This is a genomic window from Psychrobacillus sp. OK028 (assembly GCF_900103605.1).
In the GTDB taxonomy this organism is placed as follows: domain Bacteria; phylum Bacillota; class Bacilli; order Bacillales_A; family Planococcaceae; genus Psychrobacillus.
Map to the genome: position 1 here is coordinate 12,602 of NZ_FNHY01000015.1, position 11,484 is coordinate 24,085.

Annotated in this window: 8 protein-coding genes; all 8 read left to right on the plus strand. The window is 38.9% G+C overall.

Annotated elements, in window-relative coordinates:
• Positions 1–46 precede the first annotated feature (46 nt).
• Positions 47–1,582: a bifunctional phosphoribosylaminoimidazolecarboxamide formyltransferase/IMP cyclohydrolase gene (purH, locus tag BLR36_RS18115; protein ID WP_093063141.1), complete on the plus strand. Its 1,536-nt coding sequence runs from the start codon at positions 47–49 to the stop codon at positions 1,580–1,582.
• Positions 1,583–1,597: 15 nt separating this feature from the next.
• A complete protein-coding gene (purD, locus tag BLR36_RS18120) occupies positions 1,598–2,857 on the plus strand; it encodes a phosphoribosylamine--glycine ligase (protein ID WP_093063142.1) in 1,260 nt (419 codons plus the stop codon).
• A 351-nt stretch (positions 2,858–3,208) separates the two neighbouring features.
• Positions 3,209–4,939 (plus strand): adenine deaminase C-terminal domain-containing protein, encoded by a 1,731-nt coding sequence (locus tag BLR36_RS18125; protein ID WP_093063143.1) that lies wholly within the window; start codon positions 3,209–3,211, stop codon positions 4,937–4,939.
• A gap of 13 nt (positions 4,940–4,952) precedes the next feature.
• The gene (locus BLR36_RS18130; protein WP_093063144.1) at positions 4,953–6,008 is read left to right on the plus strand and encodes a DUF3048 domain-containing protein; all 1,056 of its coding nucleotides are present in this window, start codon (positions 4,953–4,955) and stop codon (positions 6,006–6,008) included.
• Positions 6,009–6,041: 33 nt separating this feature from the next.
• Positions 6,042–6,362: a YerC/YecD family TrpR-related protein gene (locus BLR36_RS18135; RefSeq protein WP_093063145.1), complete on the plus strand. Its 321-nt coding sequence runs from the start codon at positions 6,042–6,044 to the stop codon at positions 6,360–6,362.
• A gap of 113 nt (positions 6,363–6,475) precedes the next feature.
• The gene (locus BLR36_RS18140) at positions 6,476–7,165 is read left to right on the plus strand and encodes a heptaprenylglyceryl phosphate synthase (RefSeq protein WP_093063146.1); all 690 of its coding nucleotides are present in this window, start codon (positions 6,476–6,478) and stop codon (positions 7,163–7,165) included.
• 52 nt (positions 7,166–7,217) lie between these two features.
• Entirely contained in the window at positions 7,218–9,446 is a 2,229-nt protein-coding gene (gene pcrA, locus BLR36_RS18145; RefSeq protein WP_093063147.1) for a DNA helicase PcrA, read from the plus strand.
• A gap of 21 nt (positions 9,447–9,467) precedes the next feature.
• Positions 9,468–11,471 (plus strand): NAD-dependent DNA ligase LigA, encoded by a 2,004-nt coding sequence (ligA, locus tag BLR36_RS18150; protein WP_093063148.1) that lies wholly within the window; start codon positions 9,468–9,470, stop codon positions 11,469–11,471.
• Positions 11,472–11,484: the final 13 nt, after the last annotated feature.

Below are 11,484 nucleotides of genomic sequence, written 5' to 3' on the forward strand. Positions count from 1 at the left end.
ATATATTAAAACACAACTAGATTTACCAATCTAAGGAGGAATTATGGTGTCAAAACGTGCGTTAATTAGTCTTTCAGATAAATCAGGAATTCTCGAGTTTGCAAAAGAGCTGGAACTACTTGGCTATGAAATTTTATCAACTGGTGGAACAAAAGCATTCTTAGAACAAAATGGTGTGGCGATTACATCAGTAGACCAAGTAACAAACTTTCCAGAAATTTTGGATGGTCGAGTAAAAACATTAAATCCGATGATACACGGGGCGTTATTGGCAAAGCATGATGACCCTTCTCATCAAGCACAACTTGAAGAGCATCAAATAACTCCTATTCAAGTAGTTTGTGTAAATTTATATCCTTTCCGTGAGACAATTTCTAAGCAAGATGTAACGTTTGAGGATGCGATTGAAAATATTGATATCGGTGGTCCATCTATGCTTCGTTCTGCTGCGAAAAATCATCAGTACGTAACAGTGGTAACAGATGCATCTGACTATGATGAAGTTCTTGCTCAGTTAAAAGAGACTGGTGAGACGACACTTGAAACACGCCGCAAACTTGCCGCAAAAGTTTTCCGTCATACAGCGGCGTACGATGCGTTAATCGCAGGCTATATGACTGATTTAGCTGGGGAAGAGTTTCCGGAATTATTAACACTTACATATGAACGTAAACAATCTTTACGTTATGGTGAAAATCCACATCAACAAGCAGCGTTTTACAAACGACCACTTGGATCTGATTTCTCGATTGCCTCTGCCACTCAATTACATGGTAAAGAGCTATCCTATAATAATATCCAAGATGCCAATGCTGCTATTCAAATCGTAAAAGAATTCAAGCTTCCAGCTGCAGTAGCTGTAAAACATATGAATCCATGTGGAGTTGGAACTGGCGAAACAATTTCAGATGCTTTCACTAAAGCTTACGAAGCAGATTCGACGTCTATTTTCGGTGGAATTGTAGCGTTAAACCGTGAAGTAGATGCAAAAACAGCAAAAGTATTAGCTGGTATTTTCTTAGAAATCATCATTGCTCCTTCATTCTCTGAAGAAGCAATTGCAATGCTAACAGCGAAGAAAAACATTCGCCTACTAACTATTTCTTATGAGCAAACGAAAAAAGATGCTTGGAATACAGTATCTGTAGAAGGTGGATTACTAGTTCAATCTCCTGATACATTTGGTTTAAAAGATGCAGATGTGAAAGTCGTTACAGACAGAGAACCAACTGCGGAAGAATGGAAAGCATTAGAGCTTGGCTGGAGCGTAGTTAAACACGTAAAATCAAATGCAATTGTAGTAGCGACTGAGGATATGACGATCGGTGTTGGAGCAGGTCAGATGAACCGCGTGGGCTCAGCTAAAATTGCTTTAGAGCAAGCTGGACAACGTGCACAAGGAGCAGGTCTTGCTTCAGATGCATTCTTCCCTATGAATGATACGGTGGAAGTGGCAGCAAAAGCAGGTATTACAGCTATTATTCAAACAGGTGGATCAGTGAAAGACCAGGATTCTATCGACAAAGCAAATGAGTATGGTATTGCAATGGTATTCACTGGGGTACGTCATTTCAAACATTAAGGAGGAAATTTCTAGATGAATATTCTCGTAATTGGTAGTGGTGGCCGTGAGCATGCAATCGCCAAGCAATTCATTGATTCACCTACAGTGGAAAATGTATTTGTAGCTCCAGGTAATGAAGGGATGTCAGGAGAAATTCAGGTTATTTCTATTGATGCAATGGCTTTTGATGAGCTTACAGCATTCGCAAAGGATAACAAAATTGACCTAACATTTGTTGGTCCGGAGCAACCTCTAGCATCTGGCATTGTGGACCATTTTGAAGCAGAAGGATTACGTATATTTGGACCAACAAAAGCTGCTGCTCAGATTGAAGGTAGTAAGGCTTTTGCTAAAGAAATTATGGAGAAATATAATATTCCAACTGCCACTTATGCAACGTTTACAGAAGTAGAAAAAGCAAAGGCGTATATTGAAAAGCTAGGAGCTCCAATCGTAGTGAAAGCAGATGGTCTTGCAGCAGGTAAAGGGGTCGTAGTTGCCATGACTGAGATAGAAGCAAACCAAGCGGTGGAAGACATGATTGGCAATCAACTATACGGTGAATCCTCGTCTCGCGTAGTCATTGAGGAGTATTTAGAGGGAGAGGAATTCTCCTTTATGTCTTTTGTGCACAAGGGTCAAATTTATCCAATGGTCATTGCGCAAGATCATAAGCGTGCCTATGATGGTGATAAAGGACCGAACACGGGCGGGATGGGTGCCTATTCACCTGTACCACAAATCTCCTCGCATACTGTAGATTTAGCATATGAAACAGTGGTTGTTCCAACAGTACAAGCAATGACAGAAGAAGGAATCCCCTTTACCGGTATTCTTTACGCAGGACTTATATTAACGAATGAAGGACCAAAAGTAATCGAATTCAACGCCCGTTTCGGAGACCCAGAAACGCAAGTAGTACTGCCACGAATGACGAGTGATTTTGGAAAGTTCATGACAGCATTAATGGACGAAAAGCCATTTGAATTGTCCTGGTCAGAACAAGCCATGCTTGGTGTGGTGATCGCTTCAGAAGGTTACCCTGTCGATGTAAAAAAAGGTGCAAAGCTGCCAGAACTAAGTTCATTAACTAATGCTGGCTTACATGTTTTTCATGCTGGAACAAAAGTCGAAGACGAAGATTTTATCGCAAACGGTGGACGCGTTATACTAGTGGCGGCGAGCGAGTCTTCGTTAAAGGAAGCACAACAAAAAGTATATGCAGGTCTTTCTAAGCTAGAATGGGATGGTCTATTCTTCCGCAAGGATATCGGCTGGAGGACATTTCAATAATTGATGTACAGGCAAAGGAAAACGAAATGTTTTTCTTTGCCTTGCAGACATTTTCCGCGGGGTATCGGCTTTCTCGCTTTTCCCGACTGATACGCCACCTTTCACTACAACCAACGACATATCCAGATTTTTGTTCTTAAAGGACCGGGCGTTTTTTAGCCCGGTTTTTGTTCTTATTTGGGGCTTATTATTTTGGAGGAAAGTTTTATCACTGCCTCTTTTTTAGTTTATTAGACTCAAAGCATTATTCTGTAAAATTTCTATGAAATTACAATTCAACACTTTGCTTTACTAAAGCACTATGCTAATATTATTTTTATGAGTATACAAAAAGAAAGGAGAATGGATGGAATGCAATATCCTATTTGGAAAATTGAAGAAATAAGGCATCAGATTGATGTAGTCAATGGAACACAATCACCGGACATTGTCATTACAAATGCAACGTTTCTGCATAGTCATTTAAAGAAATGGATTACTGGAAACATTTGGATTGTAAAAGACCGTATTGTTTATACAGGTTCTGAGATGCCATTAATTTCTGACCAGACAGAGGTATATGATGCAACGGGACAAAAAATTGTACCTGGATATATAGAGCCTCATGTACATCCATTCCAGCTTTATAATCCACAAACATTCGCAGATTACGCTGCTCAATTAGGAACGACTACATTTATCGCAGATAACTTAACATTATTTTTGATGCTTGAAAATAAGAAAGCGTTTTCATTGATGGATGAACTTAAAAAAATGCCATTTTCTTTCTATTGGTGGGCACGTTTTGATTCTCAGACGGAGCTAGAGAATGAAGAAGAATTATTTACTTCTAAAACGATTGGAGAATGGATCAATCGCCCTGACGTAATTATGGGTGGAGAGCTAACTGGATGGCCGCGTTTGCTATTTGGTGATGATCAAATGCTGTACTGGATGCAGCAAGCCAAGACAAATGGCATGAAAATTGAAGGGCATTTTCCTGGAGCTTCTGAGCGGACGCTTGCAAGGATGCGTTTATTAGGAGCGGATGGAGATCATGAGGCGATGACTATTGAAGAAGTGGAACGTCGTATTCTTCATGGGTATGCGGTAACACTACGCCATTCGTCGATTCGTCCAGATTTACCCCAACTATTAAAGGATATTTTAGAAAAGGATCTTCATATTTTTGATCATTTGATGATGACAACAGATGGAGCTACACCTTCCTTCCACGTGGATGGGGTCATGGATAAATGTATTCAAGTTGCGTTAGATGCTGGTGTAAAACCGATTGACGCGTATTTGATGGCATCCTTTAATGTAGCGAAATATTATAATCTGTCCAATTTACATGGTGTGATTGCAACTGGTCGTTATGCAAATCTCAATTTCTTAAAGGATGAGCAAAGTCCTGTTCCAGTAAGTGTGTTATCTAAAGGAGTTTGGTTGAAAAAAGAGCAGCAAAAGACGACCACATTGGAGCCAATTGATTGGTCATCTATGCCAGACTTAAACCTGTCATTCGAAGTATCGGAAGCAGATTTTCAGTTCTCGATACCGTTTGGAATAGAAATGGTAAATGATGTTATAACAAAACCATATTCCATCAGCCTTGATACAACGGACAACGAGCTATCTAAAAATCATGACGAAAGCTTTCTATTGTTAATAGATCGAAATGGAAAATGGAAGGTTTCCACACTTATTAAAGGGTTCGCGACCTCTCTAATGGGCTTCGCTTCCTCATACTCCAATACAGGAGATATTATACTTATAGGCAAGAACAAAAAAAGCATGCAGCAGGCCTTTCAGGAAGTCAAAAAAATGAATGGTGGCATTGTCATTGTAGAGGATGAACAAATAATCTGTTCTCTAGAACTACCAATTGGTGGAGTACTTTCAGATAAGCCTGTAGAACAATTAATAGAAGATGAGCTAGTATTAAAAAGAGAACTAGCTAATAGAGGATTTAAACATGGGGATGCAATATATACATTATTATTCCTTCAAGCTACCCACTTACCATATGTTAGGGTTACACAAAGAGGGATTTTTGATGTGATGAAAAAACAAGTACTATTTCCAGCATTAATGCGGTAGGGGGACGTAAGTTGTGTTCAAACGTTGGGGGATATTATTGGTCGCAAGTATACTGCTTGTAGCTTGCTCCAAAAAAGAAGAAGGGCAGGAAGTAAATCCTGTAGAAGAAATAATAGATGAAATTGTGGAAGAAGTAGAAGTACCCGTAGAAGGAGCAGTACTACCTTATACGGCACCATTCACTGGAGTTGGTTCAGAACAAGAATTGACACAAAGACCGGTACTCGTTACGATAAACAATCATCCGCTCGCTCGTCCACAGTCGGGAATCGCAATTGCGGATGTCATTTATGAAATGCTAGCAGAAGGCAGTGTGACAAGATTTTTAGCATTGTACCAAAGTGAGATTCCAGAAAAACTTGGACCTGTTCGAAGTGCTAGAGACTACTTTGTTGATATAGCTAAAGGATTGGACGCGTTTTATATAGCGCATGGGTATAGTCCTGATGCTCAAAAGATGTTGAATGCTGGTGTAGTTGATCACATAAATGGAATGCAATACGATGGCATATTATTTGAGCGATCGAGAGAGCGAAAAGCTCCACATAATTCGTATATTACGGAAGAACATATTTTAGCAGGTGCAGAAAAAGTAGGAGCTTCGATGGAAATTAGCAAATTACCAAGGTTTTCTTTTTTTGAATCAGTCGAAGGGGGAAAAATCGGTAATCCAGTATCTAATTTTTCAGTCCATTACGGTTCCGGCTCTGCATTTGAAAATGAGTATACGTACATTCCCGATGAAGGTATTTATGAAAGAGAGACTGCTGGAGCTTTAACAGTTGATAAAGAAACAGACAAAGCGATTAAAATTGCAAATATAATATGTATGGAAATGCCACATAAAGTAATTGATAGCTCTGGTCGACTTCAGTTATCGTTAGATGGTGGTGGGAGAGCGTATATTTTCCAAGCTGGTATTATGAAGGAAATCGAGTGGGAAAATATCGATGGAATACTTATGCCGATGGAAAATGGAGTTCCTGCCAAATTAGTACCTGGTCAGACATGGATCAGTTTCATACCAACCAATCCAGGGTTAGAGAAAATGATAACGTACTTACCTTAACAATCCAAATCAAAATATAGAGGAGATTACCTAATGCAAATAGAAAAAATAAAAGGCAATCAAACGGAACAGCTGTTTAAAGCAGTATTAGAACTAAAAGATATGGAAGAATGCTATCGATTTTTTGATGACCTATGTACGATAAGTGAGATTCAATCCTTGGCACAGCGTTTCGAAGTAGCTCATTTATTGCGCTTAAAAAAGACTTATGAATCTATCAAAAAAGAAACTGGGGCAAGTACAGCAACAATTTCACGCGTAAGACGTGCATACGACTACGGAAATGGTACTTACGATGAAATGCTAGGACGTTTATATCCAGAAGAAAATCCAGCACCAACGATTAAAGAGTAGGAAGAAAAATATAAGAATTCAAAATATGTAAGAACATGTACTGAACAGCAATGTCTGTTCAGTTTTTTTGTTATAATAGGGGAATGTTAACTAATTAGATGTAGGTGAAAAAAATGGAATATAAAGATTGGCGACATATATTTAAGTTAGACCCAGCAAAAACCATAGAAGCAGACGCTCTTGAACAGATTTGCGAATCTGGTACAGATGCAATTATTATTGGCGGATCAGATAACGTGACGCTTGATAATGTGATAGATTTGCTTATGCGAATTAGAAGATATGCAGTTCCAGTGGCGTTAGAAGTATCTACGATTGAATCTATCACGCCTGGATTTGATTATTATTTTATACCGAGTGTGTTAAATAGCTCTGAAACAAAGTGGGTTAAGGATTTACATCATGCGGCTACAAAGGAATACGGAGAAGTGATGAATTGGGAGGAAATTATCCCAGAAGGTTATTGTATTTTAAATCCTGATTGTAAAGCAGCGAAACTGACGAATGCAGTACATCCTAGCAGTGAAGAAGATATTATCGCCTATGCAGAGATGGTGGAACATTTATTTAAATTTCCTATTTTCTACATGGAATATAGCGGAATGTATGGTAATGTTCAGACGGTGAAAAAAGTAAAGAACCGTTTAAAAAACACAAAGTTATATTATGGTGGAGGTATTCAAACGGAGGAGCAAGCAAGACAGATGGCTACCTATGCGGATACAATCATTGTTGGTAATCATGTATATGACAACTTGGCAGAAGCGTTAAAGACAGTTCAAGCTGTAAAGAATATTGAGTAAACGTTAGAATTACGATATGATAGAACAAATGTTCTGAGAAGGGAAGTGCACTATGGAAATCATCGCGAAAAACTTATTGAATGGTATGAATAAAGAACAAGAAGAAGCCGTGAAGACAACAGAAGGTCCACTTCTAATAATGGCAGGTGCAGGTTCAGGGAAAACGCGTGTACTAACGCATCGAATTGCCTATTTAATCGTGGAAAAGGAAGTCTATCCATCGAAAATTTTAGCCATCACTTTTACCAATAAAGCTGCAAGAGAGATGAGAGAGCGTATAGATGGCTTGTTAGGACCAGGAACTGGAGAAAGAATGTGGGTATCTACATTTCACTCGATGTGCGTACGTATTTTAAGAAGAGATATTGATCGAATTGGTTACACTAAAAACTTTTCGATCCTTGATACAAGTGACCAATTGACGGTTATTAAAAATGTATTAAAAGAACAGAACATTGATTCCAAACAATATGACCCGCGCTCTATGCTTAATGCGATTAGTAGTGCCAAAAATATTTGTATTGATTCGGATATGTATCGTGCTCAGATGAATGAGATGAATCCCTTTGAGAAGACAGTTGCCAATGTTTATAAAAGCTATCAAAAAAAATTGAGAAAGAACCAATCCCTCGATTTTGATGATTTAATCATGCTGACATTGACATTGTTCAAGCGAGTTCCTGATGTACTTGAATTTTACCAAAATAAATTCCAGTATATTCATGTAGATGAATATCAGGATACGAACAAAGCACAGTATGAATTAGTACAGATGCTTGCTAAAAAGTTCAAAAATATTTGTGTCGTTGGGGACTCGGATCAATCAATTTATCGCTGGCGTGGAGCAGATATTCAGAATATCCTGTCGTTTGAAAAGGATTACCCGAATGCAAAAGCAATTATGTTAGAGCAAAACTATCGTTCCTCAAGGCGAATCTTACAGGCGGCAAATGACGTCATTGGTAATAACACGAGCAGATATCCGAAGGTATTACGAACGGAGAATCTAGAAGGTGAAAAAGTTGAGTTATTCCGTGCGATGAATGAACATCAGGAAGCACAATATGTCGTACAAAAAATCCAAGACTTAATGGAACTGGAAAATCGTACATTAAATGATTTTGCTATTTTATATCGTACAAACGCTCAGTCCCGTGTGATGGAGGAAGTACTCGTTAAATCGAATATGGCCTACACTATCGTCGGCGGTACAAAGTTCTATGACCGCAAAGAGATTAAAGACCTGCTTGCCTACCTTCGTTTAATCGCCAATAACGATGATGACTTATCACTAGCTCGGATTATTAATGAACCTAAACGTAACATTGGAGCAACGTCATTTGAACGTATGGCCCTTTATGCCATAGATCAGGATCGCTCTATATTAGATGCATTAAGAGAAGTCGACTTTATGGGGATACCAGCACGTGCTGTAAACTCTGTTATTCAATTCCAAGGGCTAATCCAAAACTTGACCCAAATGCAGGAGTTTCTGTCTGTTACCGAAATTGTCGAGCAAGTACTTGATAAAACAGGCTACCGTACGATGTTAAAAAATGAAAAGACAATTGAAGCGGAAAGTCGTTTAGAAAACATTGAAGAGTTTTTATCTGTCACGAAAGCCTTTGAGGAAAAAAGTGATGACAAGTCGCTAGTTGCATTTTTGACAGACTTAGCTCTTATTTCTGATATAGATAAATTGGATGAAGAGGAAGATGCATCTAAAGGGAATATTATATTAATGACGATGCATGCCGCAAAAGGCTTGGAATTCCCGGTTGTATTTATCATTGGAATGGAAGAAAATATCTTCCCACATTCACGTTCCCTCGGTGATGATGATGAAATGGAAGAGGAACGTCGCCTTGCTTACGTGGGAATCACACGAGCAGAAGAAAGACTTGTAATAACGTGCGCGCAGTCTCGAACAATCTTTGGACGCGGTAGCTTTAATAGCCCATCTCGTTTTATCAATGAAATTTCTGATGATATTATAGAGGTCGTTGGTTGGACTAAAGACATCGGCAAAAATCCAGAAAGACATGCAAAGGCTTCAGGTAATACTCGTAGATCAGTAGTTACTCGTCCGCTATACAACGAGTCTGGTGGAGAAAAAATGGGCTGGCAGGTTGGAGATAAAGCCGCTCATAAAAAATGGGGAGAAGGTATGGTTGTCAGTGTTCGTGGCGAAGGTGAGAATACCGAGCTAGATATTGCATTTCCAAGTCCTACAGGTATTAAGCGTCTGCTCGCTAAATTTGCCCCAATCGAAAAAGTTTAACCACAACAGGAGGAATCTTGGATGGATCAGTTAGAACAACGAGTACAGGAACTACACAAGCTGTTAAATGATTATGGACATGCCTATTATGTATTAGATGATCCGATTGTTCCTGATGCCGTGTACGATCAATATTTACATGAACTAATAGCTTTGGAGGAACAAAATCCAGATTTAATATTACCGGATTCCCCTACTCAGCGCGTTGGTTCCATCGTAAGTGAAGGGTTTAAAAAAGTAACGCATGCTAATCCAATGCTTAGTCTATCTAATGCATTCAATGAAGAGGATTTGCGTGATTTTGATAAACGTATTCAAGGCATTATCGATGAATCACCAACGTATATATGTGAATTGAAAATTGATGGTCTTGCAATCTCTCTGTTATATGAGGATGGACTTCTAGTAAGAGGTGCTACCCGTGGGGATGGTACGACAGGTGAGGATATTACAAGTAATATTAAAACCATTCGCGCCATTCCAATGCGTTTGAAAGAAAATGTAACCTTAGAAGCAAGAGGAGAAGCATATATGCCTAAGTCCTCTTTTGCCAAGTTAAACGAAGAACGCACTGCGCAAGCGGAAGTGTTATTTGCCAATCCTCGTAATGCAGCGGCAGGTTCTTTACGTCAGCTGGACCCTAAAATAACTGCTAGCAGAAATCTCTCGATGTTCGTTTACGGCATGGGTGGCGACGGTGAGGACCAAAATATTGACAATCATTTAGATGCACTAGGGTTTATGAAAAAACAAGGATTACCGACCAATAATGAAACAAGAAAATGTACATCTATCGAAGAAGTACTTACCTTTATAGAAGAATGGACGGAAAAAAGACATGATATTCCATATGAAATTGATGGAATTGTTATCAAAGTAAATGATTATGCACAACAAGAAGAGCTAGGATTTACGGCAAAAAGTCCAAGATTTGCGATAGCGTATAAATTTCCAGCTGAGGAAGTAGTCACGAAAATTATCGATATCGACCTAACAGTTGGTCGTACGGGTGTTGTCACTCCAACCGCTATTTTAGAACCTGCACAAGTTGCGGGATCTACTGTGCAACGTGCTACACTTCATAACGAGGATTTAATCCGAGAAAAGGATATCCGTATAGGTGACCATGTCATTATCCGAAAAGCAGGAGATATTATTCCAGAAGTAGTTTCTGTCATTACAGAAGAAAGAAAAGGGACAGAGTTACCGTACAAAATGCCAACTAATTGCCCAGTTTGTGAAAGTGAATTAGTTAGAATCGAAGAGGAAGTAGCACTTCGGTGTGTTAATCCACAATGTCCTGCTCAAATTCAAGAGGGTATTTACCACTTTGCTTCTCGCAATGCGATGAATATTGATGGTCTTGGTGAAAAAGTGGTAGAACAGTTATTTAGAGAACAACTCATCAAAGATATTTCGGATTTATATACACTGACAGTAGATGATTTAGTAAAGCTTGAGCGTATGGGCTTAAAATCTGCTACTAATTTAGTCGAAGCAATTGAAACATCTAAAGCAAATTCAATGGAGCGAGTATTGTTTGGACTTGGTATTCGTCATATTGGAGAAAAAGCGGCAAAAATACTATCGCAGAATTTTCATAGCTTTGAAGCGTTGATGAAAGCAACTAGGGAAGAGCTTGTCGCTATTTTTGAGATAGGGGACAAAATGGCTGATTCATTAGTGACTTATTTTGAGCAAGAAGAGGTTCAACAATTGATTGATCGGCTAAAAGAAGCTGGCTTGACGCTAAAGTATACTGGTCGAATTATTGATGCAGAGGCAATAGAAAACAGTCCATTTGCCGGAAAAACAGTTGTATTAACAGGAAAGCTTTTACAGCTAACTCGGACAGAAGCAAAAGAAAAGATTGAGTCTTTAGGTGGTAAGGTTTCCGGAAGTGTCAGTAAGAAAACAGATTTAGTCATTGCCGGAGAAGAAGCAGGATCTAAACTAGAAAAAGCAACAAGTCTTGGTATCGAGGTTTGGGATGAACAAAAATTATTAGACTCCATTGTGGAGTAAGGGAGTGGCGAAC